Genomic DNA, 21487 nt, shown 5'->3' with positions numbered 1-21487 from the left:
GCCTGACCGCCACCGCCTGCGCCCAGTAGAGCGCAGTAGAGATAAGGCTGTCCATGTGCATGATTATCAGCCTGCTACTGAAAAATCAGTTTTATTTCCGATTCAGTGTTTAGCGGAAAACCTCAATATCACGCTCAGTGGCGGGAATTGACATGTTAATCTGCGCTTCTTACTGGATTTATCATCAAAACAGTCAGAAAGCTGTTTTTGATAGCTGTTATCAATGGCAGCATCCGATGCTATCTCCTATAACTATATAAAGCTCAATATTCAGTGTTCATCGGTTCAGCTTCCGCTGATCCGGTAAGACAAGGACAGCACACACATGTCTAATGATGCCTTCGTTTTCAGTGACGATGAATGTAAAACATTCCCGCTACAGGCTCATGCCAGCTGGAAGATTCTCAGTGTTGAAGATGATCCTGTCTATCAGGCTTCATTGCTGCATGGTTTAAGCGGTCTGCAATTCAAAGGTGAGGATGTTGAGGTTCTGACCGCGGCCTCTGCTGCGCAGGCAGCCGATTTGCTCGGGGAGCATGACGATATCGCCGTAATGCTGCTGGATGTGGTGATGGAGCAGGATGACGCCGGCCTGCGACTGGTCAGCTCTGTTCGCGAGGTTCTGGGCAACTCGGCAATCCGTATCGTGCTGCTGACCGGACAACCCGGTGTGGCTCCTGAGGCTGACGTCATGCGTCAGTACGACATTGATGAATACTGGAACAAAGCGGACCTGAACTGCGAAAAGCTGCATTCTGTGGTGGGCAGTCATCTGCGTACCTGGCACTACATGATGGAGCTGAATCGCGCGCAGCGGGGCTTGCAGCTGATATTAGATGCTTCCCGTAATCTGCACAGCAAACAGGAACTGGGTTCACTGACCCAGGCAGTGCTGACTAATATTGGCCGTATTATTGGTGCGGGAGTCAGCGGTATTGTTTGTATGGGGAATTTCCGCAATATGCAGTTAAGTGATGCCAGGGTGATCGCAACGACTGTCGATTATCATGGCATGCTTGAGAAAAACCTTACGGATTTTCCGGCTGATGAGCGGATGGCGACCTTAAGGTCGGCCATTACTGCGCAATGCCACCAGTTTCATGCAGATCATACAGTTCTTTATTTTGAAACCCATGCTATTGATGGGGCCGAATATCTGGTTCTGGTTGATGGCATTGCAGAACTGACTCCTGCCCATATTAATTTGCTGCGGGTTTTCAGCGAAAATGTGCGCAGTGGCTTTTCTAACGTTGCCCTGCTTAATCGGGTCAGTCGTTTGGCCTATTTTGATGATCTGCTGAATATTCGTAACCGTAACGGTTTACTGCGTGAGCTGGATTCTCTGAACGACGATGACCGGCGCGACAATGTGCTGCTGCTGGTGAAGATCAAAAGCTTTCAGGATGCGATGATCACCTTTGGTGAGCGCTATTGTGACAATCTGCTTAAAGCAACCTGCGAAGCTTTGCGGCAGAAACTGCCGGGGTTCAGCTGTTTTTCAACGATAAGCACAGGCTCATTTGCTCTGGTTTTTAATCATGACAGCCAGCCCGATGATGAGTTGTTACTGCAGATTTTTGATCAGCCGCTGATGCTATCCGGCGTGCAGCATCATATTCAGTTAATCTTCTGTAAAATCGAACTGAATTTACTTCAGGATGCTTCTCCTCAGGAAACCTTACATCTGGCTGAGGTTACGTTGTCAGTAGGAGAAAGTTACAACCTGAACTTAATTGGCTATACGCCGGGCTATCGCGAAAAAATAACCGCCAGTCATCTGCAATTACTTGAGTTACAGCAGGCATTACAGAATCGCGATCTCTTCATTATGCTGCAGCCTAAAGTGGCATTGGTGAGCAATAAGGTACTGGGTTTTGAAGCCTTAGTACGCTGGCGGAACAGCAATGGTGACTATATTCCACCGGATGTTTTTATTCCCCTCGCAGAGGCCTCCGGGTTAATCCGCAGTCTTGATCTTCATGTGCTTCAGCTGACCTTTGCTGCCATAAAACAGCTGGCTGATGCTGGTTTTGAACTACCGGTATCGTTTAATGCCAGCGTATCAGATTTAAATAACCGCGATTATATCCAGAGTATTTTTCAGGCTATTGAAGAGAAGAGCATCAACCCTGCTTTATTGGATATTGAAGTAACGGAATCACAGGCTATGACCGACTACCGTGGTTTTGATACATTGCTGCGCCGGTTTATGTCATTGGGAATGTCTGTCAGTATCGATGATTTTGGAACGGGTTATTCCTCGCTTTCACATATCACCAGACTACCTGCAACCACATTAAAAATAGACCGGTCTTTTGTTCAGGGAATCGAAGAGTCAGAAGAAGACCGGCATGCGGTTGAAATGGTTGTAAGAATAGGTCAGCGTTTTGGCTATCATATTGTTGCTGAAGGCGTAGAAACCAAAGCTCAGAGCGAGTGGTTACAACAGGTTGGTTGTTCTGTCGGGCAAGGCTATCTGTTTTCCCGGCCAATGACAGTGGATGATGCGATTGCATGGCTTCACACGAACCGCTGAAACATACGGAGCCGGCCTCTGGTTTTGCCGCCGAGGCTCTTTCTGTTTTTCCATACTATTCTGTTCCCGCACAGCGAAAGCAGGGCATCCGGCTTCTCTTATTGCTGTTACTGATTGCTTTTGTATCGGCATTTACCGTCAACTATTTATTACGCCAGTCATATATCCACGATATTAACGAAAAGCACGATCATATTATCGCTTCGGCCTCGGTGCACCTGAGCCGGGAACTGGGCGATGTGCGTAATATTGTCTCACTGCTTTACCATGATCGTGATATTCATCAGGGGCTGAGCGCTGAAGGGCCAATCAACACCGCGATTCTGGCGCAACGATTCTCAGGGTTTGCTCAATCTCTGGACAATGTTCTGCAGATCCGCTGGCTTGATATTCAGGGCAATGAGCGGGTGCGTATCGACGTTGATAAAGATTCCGTGCGTCAGTTACCAGATTCAGAGCTGCAGAATAAAGCCAGTCGCTATTATTTTCGTGATGCAATGCAGGTAGAACCACCATCAGTGTATTTTTCCGGACTGGATCTGAATGTTGAAAACGGAGCCATTGTCCAGCCATATCAACCAACACTCCGTGCCGGTATCCGTACTGGGGTTGATGATGGAAAACAACCCGGGCTGCTATTGATTAATTACGATTTTCGCCGCTTGCTGGAATCCCTGCGTAATTTATCAGAGAAACAGTCAGCTTTATTGATTGCCGATGCGGGTGGTTACTGGGTTCTGCACCCTCAAGCCGAGCAGGAGTGGGGGCATGATCTCGGTCAGAATAAGTATAACCTAAGCGTGCAGAATCAGGCTTTGTGGAAACGCCTGCGGAAAATTTCTGTTATTTCAGGGGAGGTTCTTGCTGGTCAGTTAATCAGTGCCATGAAAATAAATCTTGGGCAATCCACCAGTCAGGAGAGTGCCACACCGGTCTATTTGATTGTACAGACAACGGCAGAATTTATGTCGGCTGTTAACTGGCGGTCGATATGGCCAGGATTATTACTTGCCGCAGTTATCATTCTGGTTGGTGGCCGTTTACTGCACCATGATTTACTGCAACAGTACCAGCGTTACCTGCTTAACCGACAACTCCAGCAGGAAAAAGAAGCACTGGAAGTTACAAATGCAAAGTTGGATATCAGCTTGTACGAGCAAAGTATTCTGCAGGATGAATTGGTTGAAACGCGTAAATTATCTGCGCTTGGGATGATGGTCGCAGGCGTTGCTCATGAGCTTAATACTCCGGTAGGTGGAGCACTGATGCTTACATCAACATTGGAAACTCATCTGACCCAGCTGACTAAGGCTGTTGATACGGGATTAAGCCGTCAGGCGCTGGCCGATTATATTCTCCACAGCCAGGAAGGACTGAAATTACTGGATGAGAATCTGAAACGGGCAAAAATCCGCGTTGAGAGTTTTAAACGTCTGGCAATCGACCGTGCCAGTGACGATATCGTTGAATTTCGTCTGCGCCAGGTATGCGACGATTTATTGCGCTCTTTACAGGTTATGCTCACTCACTCTGGTGTAAAAGTCGTCACACATATTGCCGAAGACCTCCGTCTTGTCGGTTATCCGGGTATTGTTTCGCAGATACTGCAAAACCTTATTGTTAACGCCGTGGTGCATGGTTTTGCTGATATGACGGGCGGCCAGATCGAACTCTGTGCTGAGACTAATGAGCAGGATCAGGTGATATTGCGCGTATCAGATAATGGCAGCGGGGTGCGCTCGGATATTGCCGGCCGGATGTTTGATCCGTTTGTGACCAGTGCCCGGGGGCAGGGTTCAAGCGGACTGGGTCTGCACCTTGTCCATCAGTGGGTAACGCGTCTGCTGCATGGCAGTATTCGTGCCGAAGAACCAGCAGAGGGCGGGCTGTCCTTTTTGATCGTTTTCCCGCGCCATATCAGCGCCGATTAATCGGCCTCGTTTTTGTTGTTTGCCGCTCTGCTATGATGCCGGCAGGGTTTTCTCCATCAGCACCAGACTCAATGCATCCTGCAATGGTGTACCGACCGCCAGTTGTTTGGGGAAAGGAGCCCGTGAGGGCGTCAGCTGATATCCGCGTCTCTGATAATAGGCAATTAAATCTTCCCGTGGTGCCAGTACCTGCATCTGCATGGTTGTGCAATTCAGATCAGAGGCGAAGGCTTCGCCCCAGGATAGTAACTGCTTACCCAGTCCCTGTGCCTGATAGTGCGGATGTACGGCAAAGCTGCCGAACTCACATGCCGCTACCTGTTTGCTTTCCAGTGGTTGTAATTTTTTTTGTATCAGAGAAAAGCAGGCGATAATGTCGGCATTATTTTTAATGCAGAAAAAATTCACATCCGCACGATGAATAAAGGCGAGTAAGTCGTCGGGCTGAATACGCTGGCCAGCGACCAGACCGACTTCTGAAGTCCAGCCCTGTAATTGCGCTTCAGTGCCGTTTTCGCTGCCGCGATAACACAGATTCATCAATGCACAGAGTGCCGGTACATCGGCGTCTGCCGCAGGCTGGAGCAGCAGAGGATGTAAAAAGGAAGAATCAGGCATGACGGTGTAATTCATAGTATCATTCATACTCTGCTGCTGGACAAAAGTTGGCCGTATTATAACCGGTCACGATATGACTTCTAAAATATTAAACAGAAGGACATATGAAAGGGATGCCACTGCCGGTTAAAATCCGGTTTACCAAAAAATGCCAACGTTGCATGCGATCTTTCCCACACCTGGCCAGAGCTTGTCCGCATTGCCGGGATATTACTGATGGCGCTGAGCTGGAAGCCTTTATTCAGTGTTATCAGCAGGAGCTGGCTGAAAGTCGCGGACTGGGGAATATTTTTCTTTTTCTCGCTGCGCTGCTGCTTCTGGCACTTCTCGTAATGTCTGTGACGTAAATAAAAAAAACGGCTGCATCGGCAGCCGTTTTTACGCTCATTACCTGCTGTTTAAACCCGGCGCACTTTAATAGCACGGCCTTTAATGCGGGTTTTCTGCAGATGATTCAGGGCGACTCTGGCCTGATCGCGCTGGACTGCAACATAAGCGGCGTAATCCAGCACTTCAATTTTACCGACGGCACTGCCGGCAATACCGCCGGGTGAGGTCAGGGCGCCGAGAATATCGCCGGGGCGCAGTTTATCTTTACGACCCGCCGCCAGACACAGGCTGACGTTGGCTGGCTTTTCGGCCTGCAGCATAACATCGCTGAGTTCACTGATTGGCATCAGTGGAATATCGCGGCCCTGTTGTTCGGCAATGGCAGCGCGTTTGTAGTCTTCGCGTTCGGTAGCAATAGAGATTGCCAGACCTTCTTTACCAGCACGGCCGGTACGGCCGATACGGTGTACATAGACTTCCGGGTCGCGCGGTAATTCGTAGTTAATCACCGCTGGCAGATCATCAACATCCAGACCACGGGCGGCGACATCGGTTGCAACCAGAAAGTTGGTGCTGTTCTGTTTGAACTGCACATATACCTGATCACGGTCACGCTGATCCAGGTCGCCGTGCAGGGCGAGGGCGATAAACCCCATGTCGCGCAATATCTGGGTGACTTCTTCGGTTGCTTGTTTGGTATTGCAGAACACCACGGCCTGCTGAATACCAAAGTGGCTTAATACCCGTGCCAGTGCCTGTTCTTTTTCATTGCGTTCGCAGATGACCAGATGCTGCTCGATGCTGTTGCTCTGATGCACGGCTTCGACTTTGACATTCAGCGGGTTGTGCTGAAATTCGGCACTTAACTGGCTGATGTTTTCCGGATAAGTGGCAGAAAACAGCAGGGTCTGACGGTTAGCCGGGGTGTGCGCCACAATATGATGAATATCGTCGGTAAAGCCCATATCGAGCATGCGGTCGGCTTCGTCCAGCACCAGAGTCTGCACCTGATCAATTTTCAGAGTTTCTTTGCGCAGGTGATCTTTTATTCGTCCCGGTGTACCGACCACGATGTGCGCGCCGTGTTCCAGCGAGCCGATTTGTGGGCCAATAGACACACCGCCACACAGCACCACCACTTTAATATTGGCCTGAAAGCGTGCCAGCTTGCGGATTTCTTCCGCCACCTGAGTGCTGAGTTCGCGGGTTGGACACAGGACCAGCGCCTGCACACCAAAAAAGCGCGGATTAATTTTGCTTAATAACGGCAGACCAAAGGCGGCGGTTTTACCGCTGCCGGTTTTGGCCTGAGCAAGAATATCCTGACCGGCCAGTGCCGCTGGCAGAGTCTGCTGCTGTACCGGCGTCATCTGGGTGTAGCCCATGCGCTCAAGATTCTGCAACTGGCTGGCAGGCAGATCGAGCTGACTGAAGGATGAAGATGCGGTGCTGTTCATGAAGGGTTTTTCCGGGTCAGGACCACACCGGTTTCGATATGGTCGGTATAGGGGAACTGATCAAACAGCGCAAAGCGTCTGATCTCGTGGGTGTTGCACAGCACCTGCAGGTTGTCGTGCAGGGTATTGGGGTTACAGGAGATATAAATAATATTGTCGTAGCCCTGCACCTGTTTCACCGATTCATCATCCAGCCCGGCGCGTGGCGGATCGACCAGCACGGTACGGAAATCGTAGCTGCTTAAATCGACACCAGACAGCCGCTCAAAGGTGCGCTCGCCGCGCAGGGCCTGCACAAATTCTTCGCTGGATAAACGGGCAATCACTACGTTATCAAGCTGGTTATCGGCGATATTGACCTGGGCGGCCGCGACCGAGGTTTTGGAAATTTCGGTCGCCAGTACGCGGCGGAAGGTATCGGCCAGTGCCATGGAGAAATTACCGTTGCCGCAATACAGCTCCAGCAGGTCGGATGACGGCTTGCCGTTGTTATCACTATGGTTAATCTCAGCGGCGGCAGAACGTGCCCAGCTCAGCATCTGCTGATTCATCTCGCCATTGGGTTGGGTAAACCCCCCTTCAATCTGGCGGTAGTGCAGGGTCTTGCCGTCCACCTGCAGGGCTTCGTTAACATAATCGCGTTCCAGCACCAGCTTTTGTTTGCGCGAGCGGCCAACAATTGGGAAGCCCAGACGGGCCTGCAGTGCTTCGGCTTCGGCGCGCCATTCATCGCCTAATGGCTTGTGATAAATCAGCGTGATCAGGGCATCACCGCTTAGGGTGGTTAAAAACTCGACCTGAAACAGTTTGCGGCGCAGCAGCTCGTTCGGCTGGATGTCTTCCAGCAGGCGGACCATTAATTTGTTAATCAGATGTGAGGCGATGGGAAATTCACGCACTTCATAGACTTTGCTTTTATCGCCCGGCTCAAACATGGCGTAAAAACAGCGGTCGCCATCGTGCCACAGACGGAATTCCGCGCGCAGGCGGAAGTGGCTCGGGGCACTGGCATGCACCTGTAATGACGGCGGATTAAAGTCGGCAAACAGATCGCGCAGACGCTGTGCTTTTACCTCCAGCAGCTCGGCATAATGCTCGGGGTTTACATGGTGCTGGTAGGGGTCACGCTGTTGCATAGGTCGCCTGTGTGAAATCGGGTTGTGCGGAAGTCGGGTGCATTGTGCCTGTGTATCGTTGTTTACGTGGGTTTGGCCCCGGATCGCGTTGCATCTGCGGATGCGGGCGGAGGCAAAATCCCATTGCAAAAAGGCCGCGTATTATACGGATTGCACGCTATTGTGCATCTTTTAACCTCAGGATGCCGGTTTTAACCTCAGGATGCCGCTTTGTCGCCGCTCAGGCACGGATAATCTCCCCCAAATGCCCCGGGAATGGCAATTTCAGCCTTTTAGCAGGTCTGGTTGTCAGATGCGGCACTGGGCCAGACTGCCATGTTGTGAGATAAAGACGCAGATGGATGATTGGTTTATCCAATCAGGGCTTCATTCAGAGGATGTCACGGCGGCCAATGTGTCGCCGTATTGAATCCGTATTGTGTGAAACATTAACAAACAGAAAGAAGCTGGTCAGGCCGGTCAACAGTGCCCGCCAGCGATGATTTTAATAAGAAAATGTGGCGTCAGGGCAGTAACGTCCGCCCGCGTCCGCCCGTTAAGGCAGGGTTTAGTATGAGCAATGTATTGGCAGAATTGATTGAGCTGTTAAAGCTGGAAGCCATTGGCGTAAACCGTTTCCGTGGTCAGAGCCAGGATCTGGGCTTCCGTAATTTGTTCGGCGGTCAGGTGCTGGGGCAGAGTTTATCGGCAGCCATTCAGACGCTGACTGAGGGCGATTGGGCCCCACACTCACTGCATGCTTATTTTCTGCGTCCCGGTACAGTGACCGACAGCGTTGAATTTGAAGTGGATGTACTGCGCGATGGCCGCAGTTTTGCCACCCGGCAGGTAAAAGCCAGCCAGAACGGCAAGGCGATTCTGACCATGATGTGCTCGTTCCAGCATCCGGAAGCGGGCTTTGAGCATCAGAATCCGATGCCCGATATCAAAGGCCCGGAAGGCATTCCGTCGCAGCTGGAACTGGCGCGCATGTTCCGCGATTACTTCCCGGAGCGGGTTCGCGATATTTACACCGCCGACCAGCCGATTGAAATCCGCGTGCTCGACCCGGTGAATATTTTTGCGCCACAGAAAAAAGAACCGGTGAAATACGCCTGGATGAAGGCCGATGCGCCCATGGGCGATAACCCCAATGTGCACGCCACCATGCTGGCTTATGCCTCCGACTTCAACCTGATTACCACCGCGCTGCACCCGCATGCGGTATCGGTATCGCAGAAAGACATGCAGGTGGCCAGCCTGGACCACAGCGTCTGGTTCCACCGTCCGCTGCGTATGGATGAATGGCTGTTGTATGCCATCGACAGCCCCAATGCCGGTGGTGCGCGTGGCTTCTGCCGCGGCCAATTGTTTAATCAGCAGGGCGAGCTGGTGGCTTCGGTGGCGCAGGAAGGTCTGATGCGCAAGATTGATCTGAACGCCAAATCCGGTGAAAGCAAAGCATGAGCCAGATGTTGCGCTCGGCCCTGATGTTTGCCCGCCGTCCCTGGGCCAAGCCGGCAACGGCGCTGGATGTATTTCATACCCGTTTCCGCGTCTTGCCCTGGGATTGTGACCTGAATCTGCATTTAACCAATACCCGTTATCCGGCCTGGCTGGATCTGGCGCGCACCGAGTTTTTTCTGCGCCTGGGCACCGGCCCATTATTTGTGCGCAAGGGCTGGCGCTCGGTATTGGCCAGCCAGACTTTAACCTTTGTGCGTGAGATCAAACCGCTGGCGCTGGTGGATGTGGAAAGCCGGGTGCTGCACTGGGACCGTAAGTATTTCTATATGGAGCATCGTTTTCTGGTCGATGGCCGTTTACATGCTAAAGCGCTGGCGCGCATTGCGGTGCTGAAGGGCGGCCGGGTGCGCTCGCTGGCGAGCATGCTGCAGGCCGTCGCGCGTCTGAAAAATGAGCCGGATGAGTTGCAGGAAGCGCCACCGGCACCGCTTGAGGTGCTGGCCAAAATCGAATTGCTGGGAGCCAAACGGCAGGCGGAAGAAGAACGCAGCAGCTGATGCTGTGTGGGTTCTGTTTCAGGCGATAAAGTCGTTCAGGCGGATACCAAAGCGGGCCGGGTCTACGGCCTGCAGTATTTCGTCCTGAGTGGTCGGTTTGCTCAGGTCGATGATCTCAACCGGCAGATAACGCTGACTGCTGGTGTTATAAATAACCTTTACCAGCGGCAGGCGCTGATCGGTTTCGGATGCTTCAATCACCACCGCCAGCCGCTGACTTTTCAGCTTCACCAGCGAGCCCACCGGATAAATGCCCATTGAGCGGATAAAACGGTGCACCAGTGTCTGATCAAGATGGGTGCCGCTCCATTCGAGCAGTTTTTTCAGTGCCATCGTTGGTGGCAAACCTTTGTGATACACGCGGTCGGCGGTGATGGCATCGTAGACATCGGCAATGGCGCACATCTTTCCTTCGCGGCAGATATCGCAGTCGTGCAGGCCTTCCGGGTAGCCGCTGCCATCAATACGCTCGTGGTGCTGGGCGGCGACTTTAATGGTCAGCTCGCTCACCCCCGGTGTCTTTTTCAGCAGCTCGCGGCTGAACACCACGTGGTTGCGCATAATAGCGAATTCATCGTCGTTCAGTTTGCCGGGTTTATGCAGCACCTCATCGGGGATCATCACTTTGCCGATATCATGCAGCATGGCGCCAACCACCGCCTGGTGCATGGTCTCGCGGTCAATCTTCAGGCTTTTGGCAAAGATGCCCATCAGAACGGCGAGATTGATGGAGTGTTCAAGCAGGTAATTGTCTTTTTCGCGGATACGGCCAAGGCAGGCGAGGGCGTTGTGATTACGCAGCACCGAATCGACCATACCATCAGCCAGACGGTCGAAGGCTTCTACATCGATGGCGCGGCCAAGCTTCACATCTTTCAGTACATTGCTGACCAGACCTTTGGCCTGGGTGTGGATTTTATTCGCTTTCAGCAGCTCTTCCTGCACACCGCTGCGGGCTTTCTGATCGGGTTTCAGGGTGGCGGCTTTGTCCAGTGCCTGCTGGTTGGCGCGCTCCACTTCGGCGGCGGTCAGAGCATTATCGCCGACATCCAGACCGCGACTGGTGTCGATATACACTTCGCGGATACCACGGCGACGGATTTCGTCGACAATGCTCTGGTCGGGAATGCGACCTTCTTTCTGGTAGTTATGGTGAGGAATCCAGTCGCAGTTCAGGTCTGAGACATACATGTCTGGCTTGAGCTGGTCGACGGAGATTTTTTTGATCATAACGGACTTTCAGAAAAGGGCTTTTCTGAGTATAGACACTGATCGTCCGTCGGCGGTCTTATCGGAAGGTGTAATTGCCGGCCTATTTTACCGGCGATGATGTGTCTGGATTGCTGCTTTCTTCAGCGGGAGTGGTCGTGGTGCGCTCATCCTGTTGCTGCAGTAATTTGCGGGCGGCACTGAAATCAAAGCCGGTATCGTCATTCAGTGCATCGGGGTCGGGACGGATGCCACAGCCGCTGCCTTTAACCGGCAGTAAACCAGCGGTGCCGGGGTGTTTTTTATCACTCATGTGCAGCTCCTGTTTGTCCGGTGGCTGACAGAATTTTGCCACCCTGCAGAGGAGAAATCAGCAGCAACGGATTAATACGGGCGTTGTTCAGGCTGACTGTCCAGTGCAGATGAGGGCCGGTGGCGCGGCCGGTTGCTCCGACCTGACCAAGGCGTTCACCGGCAATAATCTCTTCGCCTTCTTTAACCTCAATAACGCTCATATGGCAGAACATGCTGATCAGCCCCTGACCATGGTCGATAAAGACGCTGTTACCGTTAAAAAAGAAGTCACCGGTCAGCACTACTTTGCCATCGGCTGGCGCCAGAATGGGCGTGCCGGTTGTTGCGGCAATATCCAGCCCACTGTGTGGGTTGCGCTGTTCACCGTTAAAAAAGCGTTTCAGGCCAAAGGCGCTGCTCATATCGCCACGAATGGGCCAGGCCATAGGCTGCCACGGGCGTGCCGGGCTGAAGCTGGTATAAACCGCCGCCATCTGTGCCTGTTCTTTGCGGATACGCGCCAGCTCTGCGGCGCTGGGGTTTACATGCTTCTTTTTAACCGTCAGATGCTGCTCAGGGTAGGCGTGGTCATTAACGGTAAAACGGATGTTTTTATTGCCGGCTTTGATGCTGGCTTCGCCGGGCTGCTGACTGAGTGGAATACCAACCATGGCCAGCCAGGGTTTTTGCTCGTCCGGGCGGATGACCATCACATTCTGTTGATTGAAGCTTACCTGCGGTGGCTGAATACCATAGCCGACAGGAATAACCGTCAGGCCGCCGGGAATACTCTGTTGTAACGGCAGGGGCCCTTCGGCAGGAACCGGGGTGGCGCTCTGGATCGAACCGGCGGCGAACAGCGAGACGATAAACTGCATCATGCTGTGAAAGAGATCGGCCATGTTAATCCTCGCTGGTTTTTCTAGGGCCTGTTAACACTAATTAAACAGGCCTGTTATCGGCTAAAAAATTCTCAAACAAGGCGCTGAGAGTGTGGCCTAACGGGTTAAGCGAACGAACAGCAACGCAGAATGAGGAATTTTTAGCCATAACCCTTCGGGCTGAGGCCAGTTTTCCCCATTAACGTCGTCGCTCGTCATTCATTTAGCCCGCTAATATCACTCCTCTCTCCTTGTTCTGAGAAAAACTGGCTCTCAGCAGGCCCGATTCACTTAGTGTTAACAGGCCCTAGGAGTGGATTTCCGCGTGCGCGGTTTTTTCGCGCCTTCTGGCTGTGGCACGGCACTGTCGGTATGCACGGCGATCACCTCCGACTCCAGCCAGCCGCTGTGTAAGCGACTATGGATGCGCTGGCCTGCAGCAATCTCACTGGCCTGCTGCACCACACGGCCATCGGTTTGCTGGGTAATAGAGTAACCACGGCCAAGAACGTTCAACGGACTCAGGCTGTTCAGCAAATGCGCCTGAGCGGCCAGTTGCTGCTGGCGCTGGGTCAGCCGTTGCTGAATCAGGCGGGTAAATTGTTTTTCCAGTAATGCGACCTGTTGCTGGCGTTCACGCAACAGGCGTTGCGGGTGCTGATGCACCAGTGCCTGCTGCAGCTTCTGCAGGCGGTGATAACGCTGCTGCAGATCCTGTTGCTGTGCCCGTTGCAGACGGATCTCCAGCTGGTCGAGATGTTGCGCACGGTTTTGCAACAGGCGGCCCGGTGCGCGCAGACGTTGCTGAATACGCAGCAAACGTTGCTGTTGCTGCTGCAACTGTCGTTGCATTCCACGCTGCAGGCGCTGGTGGATCAGCTGTATCTGACGAATCTGCTGGCTCTGATCCGGACTAAGTAATTCGGCGGCGGCTGACGGAGTTGGTGCTCTGACATCGGCGACAAAGTCGGCAATGGTAAAGTCCACTTCATGGCCAACGGCGCTGACAATGGGCAGGCGCGAATGGTGAATGGCCCAGGCCACGGCTTCTTCGTTAAAACACCACAGATCTTCGAGAGAACCACCACCGCGGCCAACGATTAACACATCGACATTATTGTCGCGGTTGGCACGCTCAATGGCGGCAACAATGTGTGCCGTGGCGTCACGTCCCTGTACCGGGGTCGGGTAAATATCAATCTCAATCGTCGGGCAGCGACGGCGGAAGACCGTCAGCATGTCATGAATGGCAGCACCGGTCGGGGAGGTGATAATGCCAACCCGGCGTACTGAGGGCATGGGCTGTTTGTATTTGTCATCAAACAGTCCGGCCATGGCCAGACGATCTTTTAACTGCTGAAACGCCAGCAGCAGAGCACCTTCGCCAGCGGGTTTCATCGCATCCACGATCAGCTGGTAGTCGCCACGGTTCTCATACAGGCTGACTTTTGCGCGCAGCTCAACTTTATCGCCTTCTTTTGGCATAAATTTCAGCAGGGCGGTGCGCGAGCGGAACATGGCACAACGCACCTGAGCGCCACTGTCTTTTAAGGTGAAGTACCAGTGGCCGGAAGACGGACGTGACAAATTCGAAATTTCTCCTTCAACACGGACATTGGCGAAAGAAACTTCCAGTAATTGTTTGGCACGCTGGTTCAGCTGGCTGACGGTGAAAATATTGGTGGCTTGCACAAAAGTGAAAGATATCGGTTGTAAGATGTGTTCAGAGGTTGCCATGCTCAGACCGTATTGGCCAGAGATTTTCTTTTGTGTATCAAGGATGTGCGCGGGTTCACTATTAAACTTTTATCCTTATTGATGGCATAGACAGAATGGTTATAACGCGCTAGTGTTAACGCCTTCAGCGCAAGCTGAATCAAATTTTAAATAGGCTGACACAAGGATATAGCCCATGAAAAAGTTTATCGCAGGTGCAATTCTGGTTTCTTCTTCCACTCTGGCGTTTGCCGCTAACCCATACGCTGGTTGTGGTCTGGGCTCAGCTGTTGTATTCCCAGATGCTAACGAATGGCACGAGCACGTACTGGCTGCTACCACCAACGGTACTTCCGGTAACCAGACTTTCGGTATGACTTCCGGTACTCTGGGTTGTGAAGGCGCTAACGGCCCTCTGAAACTGGCTCAGGCGTTCATGGAAGACAACATGGACCAGCTGGCTCTGGACGCTGCTAAAGGTCAGGGCGAAACTCTGGCTGCTCTGGCTGAAGTAATCGGTGTTGAAGCTCAGGACGCTGCTGCTTTCAACCGCACCATGCAGTCTAACTTCGACAGCATGTTCAACGCTGACGCTACTTCTGCTACTGCTTATGAAGCTATGACTTCTGCAATGGCACAAGACGCTGCTCTGCAGAAATACCTGGGTTAATTCCGGTATTGGGGACTGTTCACTCTGAGTAAACAGGCCCTGATAAAAAAGCGCGCCCCGGCGCGCTTTTTTATTGTCTGAATTTTATGTATTAAAAAAGAAGGAGAGATAACGCTATGCGCTGGTCAGGGATACTGGGGCTTTGTGGATTTTTAATGGCTGCATCGTTCGCAGCGCGTGCTGGAGCAACATCTCTGCCAGACGATGACGCATTGCAATCATTGGCTGAAAAACCACAATGGGCGCATTTACTGCATTATCGTCTTCACCCGCTTAAAGGACGTCATCTGAGTCAGAATGACAGCCCGGAATTTTTTCTGGCTGCCGATGGCAAAGAAGATCCGGCGGCAGAATTAAAAGCCGACCTGAATGCTTTTTTACAAACTAATCAGGCGGATGATAAATCGGCGCAGTGTCAGTTTCCTGCACGTTATCATTGGTTAAAACAACAATTACCGGACGTGGCATTTACCGATCAGCGCTGCCCGGCATTTGAAGAATGGCGCGACGAACTCGACGCCCATGCCTTAACGCTTATTTTTCCGGCTTCCCATATTAATTCTCCGTCGTCGATGTATGGCCACACGCTGGTGCGTATGGACCGCGCCGACGATTCGCGCAGCAAATTGCTGGCTTACAGCGTTAATTTTGCCGCCAATGCCGACCCAACCGATAACGAACTGGTATTCAGTTATAAAGGTTTAAGTGGTGGTTACCCCGGCGTGGTATCGGTGATGCCGTACTACGTAAAAACCAATGAATATCAGCACATGGAATACCGCGATGTGTGGGAATACCGGCTGAATTTTACCGAAGCCGAAGTCGCGCAGTTTGTGCGCCACATCTGGGAAACCAAAGACACTTATTACGATTATTTTTTCTTTGACGAAAACTGTTCTTATCGTCTGCTGGCATTACTCGATGCCAGTTCAGAACGCGCCGATTTAGCCGAGGCTTTTACCTATAAAGCCGTGCCGGTCGATACCATCCGCGCGTTATGGCAAAACGACCTGGTGGAAAATACCGAATACCGTCCTTCAGCCGCCAGTGATATGGAATTTAAAAGCACTCAGGTGAATGACGACGTGCTGGCTGCGGCGCAGGCTCTGGTCGACAGCGACGAGGATATCGAAAGCCTGATCGCCGGCTTAAATGCACAGGATCAGGTGCGTGCACTGGAACTCAGCCACGCTTATGCCCGTTATCTGGCAATCAAGAAAAAGCAGGCCAATCCGGTGTTGCGTAAACGCACCCTGGCCTTACTGTCAGCCCGGGCCAAACGTCCGGCGACGGCGGATTTTACCGATGTGCCAATGCCTGCTGTGCGTGATGATCAGGGCCATCTCACTTCCCGTGCCGGCCTCTGGGGCGGGCAGGTGAGTGCATCTGGTGAGACTCAGGCCTACAGCGATCTGAGCTGGCGTATTGCTTACCACGACGTCCTCGATCTGCCGTCCGGTTTTGTGCCTGGCTCACAGATTCAGATGGGGCAGTGGGATCTGCGTGTCTGGGAAGATGAAGGCGTTAAGCTGCAACGCTTTAAAGTGGTGGATGTGCTGTCGCTCAGTCATCAAACCTATTTTCAGCGTCCGGTAGCCTGGGCGGTAACCGCCGGTGCCGAGCGTTTTCTGGGGGCTGAAGCTGAGCTGCATGGCTATTTAAAAGTGGCCTTTGGCCGGGCGTATCAGACCGCGCTCGGTCGCTGGTATGGTCTGGCAGAAACCCAGTTGCTGGCGGATAACCAGTTTGAAGATGGCTACCAGCTCAGCTTCGGCCCGCGTGTTGGCTGGCTGTTGCAACATGAGCAGGTGCAGGCGCAGGTCGAAGCCAACTGGCAGCCGCTGAATACCGGTGATGACACCGTACGTCGCAGCCTGCGTGCCGAGGGTGGTTATGCGCTGGGGCAGAATCTGCAGTTACGCTTAAAAGCTGAACGTCAGTTGTTTGCCACCGATGCCGGCACCGCAGGTGTCAGTGAAGTCTCCGCCGGTATGCAGTGGTATTTCTGATGAGACGGGTGGTGCGGGTATTACGCAGACCAATTAGTCTGGCACCGGCGCTGCTTATTGTGCTGATGCTGGGCGGTTGTACCGCCACCACCGGCCTGTTTTTCTATCCGCAGACCGTCTGGATCTCGACCCCTGCCGATGTGCCACTGCCTTACGAAGACATTAGCCTCCGCGCCCATGACGGCACCCGGCTGCACAGCTGGTGGCTGCCGGCGCAGGGCGAAGACAGTGGCATTATGGTGCTGTATCTGCACGGCAATGCCGAAAATATCAGCAGCCACAGCCGCAGTATTTACTGGTTGCCGCAGCAGGGCGTCAGCGTGCTGGCATTGGATTACCGCGGTTTTGGCGCCTCGGAAGGGCAGGCACTGATGCCCGATGTGCTGCAGGATATCGAAGCCGCTGCACAATGGCTGCGTAGGCAGCATCCGGATAAACAGCTGGTGGTGTTAGGGCAGAGTATTGGCGCGGCGCTGGCCATCAACTTTGTTGCCCGTGCGCAGGATGAGTATCAGATTCAGGCGCTGGTTCTCGATGCGCCTTTCAGTGGTTTCGCAGCGGTTGCCCGCCATGCAATGAGCAGCAACCTGATCGGCTGGCTGATCTGGCCCTTTACCGTTCTGGTACCCACCGACTGGGACCCGGAAGATCACGCCGCCGCCATTACCATCCCGACGCTGATCATGCACAGCGCGGATGACCGGGTGATTCCCTATCAGCAGGGGCGCGAAATTTTTACCCGTATGAGCGCGCAGCGTGGGCAGCAGGGCGGCAGTGCAGACAACAGTGCGCTGTGCTGGCTCGACAGCCGCGGCGGCCACATTGCCTCCTTTGCCTTTGCCGATCTGCGCGAGGCGACCTTCAGTTTCCTGCAAACTCAACGCTGTCCGGCGTTTACCGCTCCCTGAGCTTTCGTTATAATGCTGCGCCTTTCCCATACCCTCGTTCTGGAAGGCACTTTATGTTGCGAATCGCTCAGGATGCACTCACCTTTGATGACGTGCTGCTGGTTCCCGGTTATTCCGAAGTTCTGCCCAATCAGGTTACCCTGAAAACCCGCCTGACCCGTGGCATTCAGCTCAACATCCCGCTGATCTCTGCCGCCATGGATACCGTAACCGAAGCCCGTCTGGCCATTGCCATTGCACAGGAAGGCGGTCTGGGTATCGTACATAAGAACCTCACCATCGAAGAACAGGCCGCGGAAGTCCGTAAGGTTAAAAAATTCGAAAGCGGTGTGGTTAAAGACCCTATCACCGTACCAAGCACCACCACCATCCGTGAATTGCTGGAGCTGACTCAGCTGCACAACATCTCCGGTATGCCGGTTGTGGATGGCGATGAGCTGGTGGGTATTGTGACCAGCCGTGACGTGCGTTTTGAGAAAAACCTCGACGCCACCGTCGCCAGCGTGATGACCCCTAAAGATCAGCTGGTTACCGTTCAGGAAGGCACCAGTGCCCAGGACGTACAGGACCTGCTGCATATTAACCGTATCGAAAAAATTCTGGTGCTGAATGCCGCAGGCAAACTGGCCGGTCTGATGACGGTAAAAGACATCGATAAAGCCCGTGCTTACCCGAACGCTGCCAAAGATGACCAGGGTCGTCTGCTGGTCGGTGCTGCGGTGGGTACCGGTGCTGGTACCGACGAGCGCGTTGCTGCGCTGGTAAAAGCCGGTGTTGACGTGATCGTGGTGGACACTGCCCACGGCCACACCTCCAATGCCTTTGGTACCGGTGTTATTGACCGTGTGCGCTGGGTAAAAGAAAACTACCCGCAGGTGCAGGTAATTGGCGGTAACATCGCCACCGCCGAAGCGGCGATTGCGCTGGCTGAGGTCGGTGTTGACGGCGTGAAAGTGGGTATCGGCCCGGGTTCTATCTGTACTACCCGTATCGTTGCCGGTGTGGGTGTACCACAGATCTCCGCCGTGGCTAACGTTGCCGCCGCGATGGAAAAATACGGTATTCCGGTGATTGCCGACGGTGGTATCCGTTTCTCCGGCGATATCGCCAAAGCCATTGCCGCCGGTGCCAGCGTGATTATGGTTGGCTCCATGCTGGCCGGTACCGACGAGGCACCGGGTGAAGTGGAACTGTTCCAGGGCCGTGCTTATAAGTCTTACCGTGGTATGGGCTCGCTGGGCGCCATGGATCAGTCGCAGGGTTCTTCTGACCGTTACTTCCAGGACAAAAAAGCCGGTGCCGATAAACTGGTACCTGAAGGTATCGAAGGCCGTATCGCCGTTAAAGGTCCGCTGACCAATATCGTGCATCAGCTGATGGGCGGCGTACGTGCCTCCATGGGCTATACCGGTTGTGCCACCATCGACGAAATGCGTACCAAACCACAGTTTGTGCGCATTACGGCCGCAGGGATGAAAGAGTCCCACGTGCACGATGTGCAGATTACCAAAGAAGCGCCAAACTACCGTCTGGGTTAACACCAGCGGGCTTTGATTTTTCTGGGGATGCACTGCATCCCCGCTTTCGTTTTACGGGAATTAGTTATGTCTCAAGACATTCATGCTCAACGTATCCTGATTCTGGATTTCGGTTCACAGTACACCCAGCTGATCGCCCGTCGTGTGCGCGAAATTGGTGTTTTCTCTGAAATCCGTGCCTGGGATATGGACGAAGCGGAAATCCGCGAATACAACCCAACCGGTATTATCCTGGCCGGTGGCCCTGAGTCGGTTACCGAAGAAGGTTCGCCACGTGCGCCGGAAGTCGTGTTCAACATGGGGCTGCCGGTACTGGGTATCTGCTACGGCATGCAGACCATGGCCGAACAGATGGGCGGCAAGGTAGAAAGCTCCACCATCCGCGAATTTGGTTACGCCCAGATTGCGGTAGAAGGTAACAGCCGTCTGCTGCACGACATCAAAGACCATGTCGACGCTGCCAGCGGTAAAGCCCTGCTTGACGTATGGATGAGCCACGGTGACAAAGTGGTGCGCATGCCGGAAGGCTTCGAGCTGATGGCCTCAACGCCAAGCTGCCCGATTGCCGGTATGTTCCACGCTGAGAAAAACTTCTTCGGCGTACAGTTCCACCCGGAAGTAACCCACACCCTGCAGGGCAAGCGTCTGCTCGAACATTTCGTACTGGAAATCTGTGGCTGTGAAGCGCTGTGGACACCAGCAAAAATCATCGAAGACCAGATCGAAAAAGTCCGCGCTCAGGTGGGCACGCAGAAAGTTCTGCTGGGCCTGTCTGGTGGTGTCGATTCTTCTGTGGTTGCCGCGCTGCTGCACAAAGCCATCGGCGACCAGCTGACCTGTGTGTTCGTTGATAACGGCCTGCTGCGTAAGAACGAAGGCGATGCCGTTATGGATATGTTCGCCAAAAACATGGGCGTACGTGTTATCCGTGCCGATGCCGAGAAACTGTTCCTCGATGCACTGGCCGGCGTATCTGAGCCTGAAGCCAAGCGTAAGATCATTGGCGGTAAATTCATCGAAGTATTCGATGCCGAAGCCACCAAACTGACCGACGTAAACTTCCTCGCCCAGGGTACGATTTATCCGGACGTGATTGAATCAGCGGCTTCCAAAACCGGTAAAGCCCACGTGATTAAATCCCACCATAACGTTGGCGGTCTGCCGGACGATATGAAGATGGAACTGGTTGAACCACTACGCGAACTGTTTAAAGACGAAGTGCGTAAAATCGGTCTGGAACTGGGTCTGCCATACGATATGGTTTACCGTCATCCGTTCCCGGGTCCGGGTCTGGGTGTACGTATTCTGGGTGAAGTGAAAAAAGAATACGCCGACATCCTGCGCGAAGCCGATGCCATCTTTATTGAAGAGCTGCATAACTTCGACTGGTACCACAAAACCTCCCAGGCTTTCGCGGTATTTATTCCGCAGAAATCCGTGGGCGTAGTGGGTGATGCCCGCCGTTACGAGTGGGTGATTGCCCTGCGTGCGGTAGAAACCATCGACTTTATGACGGCCCGTTGGGCGCACCTGCCGTACGAGCTGCTGGAAAAAGTATCGAACCGTATTATTAACGAAATCGAGCATGTTTCCCGCGTGACCTACGATGTGTCGAGCAAGCCGCCAGCGACGATTGAGTGGGAGTAAACCGACAGGTTTACGGCTTGCTACCACGCTCTGTGTGGTAGTGCTTGTCGCATGACGGGATAATAAAAACGGCAGCTTCGGCTGCCGTTTTTATTGGTGGCGGGAGTGACTCGCTCCCACGCTCCGCGTGGTAGTGCCTGCTGCTTGGCGGTGGTGCTTTGAACGACTCGCTCCCACGTTCTGCGTGGTAGTGCCTGTGGCTTGGTGGTGGGAGTGGTGGGAGTGGTGGGAGTGGTGGTGCTCTGAGTTGTAGCCGCTGCGCGGACTGGCGTATTTGGCTGCCGCCGGGTTTTATGACCTCTTTGAGGGGTCTTACCCCTCACGTCGGTTGGGCGCTTACTCCTGACCGCCATGGATGGCGGAAATGCAGATTGTGCAGGAGCACACAATCGGCCCGCTTCGCGCTGTGCAGGACTTAATCCGATCTGAATAACTCTGCGATCTCGATAACGCGAATAATGGCCCGTCCCTGGGCCTATTCGCTCGTCCGGCATCCATGCCGGGACGTACCGGCGCAGACTTATTCAAACCGGCGTCCTGCAGGCGCATTAATCGTAACGCGAAGCCGCATTTCAAAGCAGGCGCTGCCCTGTGTGAGTGGCTT

General features: G+C 53.3%; 16 protein-coding genes. 9 read left to right on the top strand and 7 right to left on the bottom strand.

Translation table 11 applies throughout. The annotated features are described in order from the left end of the window. The first annotated feature begins 325 nt into the window (after positions 1-325). Together MT343_RS11390 and MT343_RS11385 are read left to right on the top strand one after the other, a co-directional pair. Positions 326-2536, top strand: a complete 2211-nt coding sequence (locus MT343_RS11390; protein ID WP_145470478.1) for an EAL domain-containing protein — start codon at positions 326-328, stop codon at positions 2534-2536. A gap of 101 nt (positions 2537-2637) precedes the next feature. Then, a complete protein-coding gene (locus tag MT343_RS11385; protein ID WP_186436015.1) occupies positions 2638-4467 on the top strand; it encodes a sensor histidine kinase in 1830 nt (609 codons plus the stop codon). A 30-nt stretch (positions 4468-4497) separates the two neighbouring features. Here the strand turns inward: MT343_RS11385 and MT343_RS11380 are convergent, their stop codons facing one another. The 3 genes from MT343_RS11380 to trmA all read right to left on the bottom strand — a co-directional run bounded on the left by MT343_RS11380 (position 4498) and on the right by trmA (position 8008). Continuing rightward, a complete protein-coding gene (locus MT343_RS11380; protein WP_145470481.1) occupies positions 4498-5112 on the bottom strand; it encodes a GNAT family N-acetyltransferase in 615 nt (204 codons plus the stop codon). Between the two features lie 371 nt (positions 5113-5483). Next, positions 5484-6872: an ATP-dependent RNA helicase DbpA gene (gene dbpA / locus MT343_RS11375; RefSeq protein ID WP_145470483.1), complete on the bottom strand. Its 1389-nt coding sequence runs from the start codon at positions 6870-6872 to the stop codon at positions 5484-5486. After that, positions 6869-8008, bottom strand: a complete 1140-nt coding sequence (gene trmA, locus MT343_RS11370) for a tRNA (uridine(54)-C5)-methyltransferase TrmA (RefSeq protein WP_145470485.1) — start codon at positions 8006-8008, stop codon at positions 6869-6871. Before trmA ends, dbpA begins: the two co-directional genes overlap by 4 nt. Positions 8009-8560: 552 nt before the next feature. On the opposite strand from trmA, the gene MT343_RS11365 reads away from it, so the two are divergent. Then, positions 8561-9454 carry an acyl-CoA thioesterase gene (locus MT343_RS11365; RefSeq protein WP_145470487.1) on the top strand — a complete coding sequence of 298 codons (894 nt, stop codon included), beginning with the start codon at positions 8561-8563 and terminating at the stop codon, positions 9452-9454. Beyond that, positions 9451-10011: an acyl-CoA thioesterase gene (locus MT343_RS11360; protein ID WP_145470489.1), complete on the top strand. Its 561-nt coding sequence runs from the start codon at positions 9451-9453 to the stop codon at positions 10009-10011. Before MT343_RS11365 ends, MT343_RS11360 begins: the two co-directional genes overlap by 4 nt. A gap of 18 nt (positions 10012-10029) precedes the next feature. On the opposite strand, the gene MT343_RS11355 is transcribed toward MT343_RS11360, so the two are convergent. The 4 genes from MT343_RS11355 to xseA all read right to left on the bottom strand — a co-directional run bounded on the left by MT343_RS11355 (position 10030) and on the right by xseA (position 14102). Further along, positions 10030-11241: an HD-GYP domain-containing protein gene (locus tag MT343_RS11355; protein WP_145470491.1), complete on the bottom strand. Its 1212-nt coding sequence runs from the start codon at positions 11239-11241 to the stop codon at positions 10030-10032. A gap of 82 nt (positions 11242-11323) precedes the next feature. Then, positions 11324-11533, bottom strand: a complete 210-nt coding sequence (locus tag MT343_RS11350; RefSeq protein ID WP_145470493.1) for a hypothetical protein — start codon at positions 11531-11533, stop codon at positions 11324-11326. Continuing rightward, complete coding sequence (locus MT343_RS11345) at positions 11526-12416, bottom strand: M23 family metallopeptidase (RefSeq protein ID WP_222428605.1); 891 nt, start codon at positions 12414-12416, stop codon at positions 11526-11528. Before MT343_RS11345 ends, MT343_RS11350 begins: the two co-directional genes overlap by 8 nt. Positions 12417-12692: 276 nt before the next feature. After that, positions 12693-14102, bottom strand: coding sequence for an exodeoxyribonuclease VII large subunit (gene xseA / locus MT343_RS11340; protein ID WP_371736696.1), 1410 nt, complete (start codon positions 14100-14102; stop codon positions 12693-12695). Positions 14103-14307: 205 nt separating this feature from the next. On the opposite strand from xseA, the gene MT343_RS11335 reads away from it, so the two are divergent. The 5 genes from MT343_RS11335 to guaA all read left to right on the top strand — a co-directional run bounded on the left by MT343_RS11335 (position 14308) and on the right by guaA (position 20883). After that, complete coding sequence (locus tag MT343_RS11335; RefSeq protein ID WP_145470496.1) at positions 14308-14781, top strand: DUF3015 family protein; 474 nt, start codon at positions 14308-14310, stop codon at positions 14779-14781. A gap of 155 nt (positions 14782-14936) precedes the next feature. Continuing rightward, positions 14937-16790, top strand: a complete 1854-nt coding sequence (locus MT343_RS11330) for an Lnb N-terminal periplasmic domain-containing protein (protein WP_186436016.1) — start codon at positions 14937-14939, stop codon at positions 16788-16790. Beyond that, on the top strand, positions 16790-17698 hold the full coding sequence (locus MT343_RS11325; RefSeq protein ID WP_145470500.1) for an alpha/beta hydrolase: 909 nt from the start codon (positions 16790-16792) through the stop codon (positions 17696-17698). The genes MT343_RS11330 and MT343_RS11325 overlap by 1 nt, the downstream gene beginning before the upstream one ends. A gap of 53 nt (positions 17699-17751) precedes the next feature. Beyond that, a complete protein-coding gene (gene guaB / locus MT343_RS11320; protein WP_145470502.1) occupies positions 17752-19236 on the top strand; it encodes an IMP dehydrogenase in 1485 nt (494 codons plus the stop codon). A 66-nt stretch (positions 19237-19302) separates the two neighbouring features. Continuing rightward, positions 19303-20883 (top strand): glutamine-hydrolyzing GMP synthase, encoded by a 1581-nt coding sequence (gene guaA / locus MT343_RS11315; RefSeq protein WP_145470504.1) that lies wholly within the window; start codon positions 19303-19305, stop codon positions 20881-20883. Positions 20884-21487: the final 604 nt, after the last annotated feature.

Source organism: Venatorbacter sp. C2-1 (genome assembly GCF_022832715.1).
Taxonomy (GTDB): domain Bacteria; phylum Pseudomonadota; class Gammaproteobacteria; order Pseudomonadales; family Oceanobacteraceae; genus Venatoribacter; species Venatoribacter alkanivorans.
This window is presented reverse-complemented; position numbering and strand designations above follow the sequence as displayed.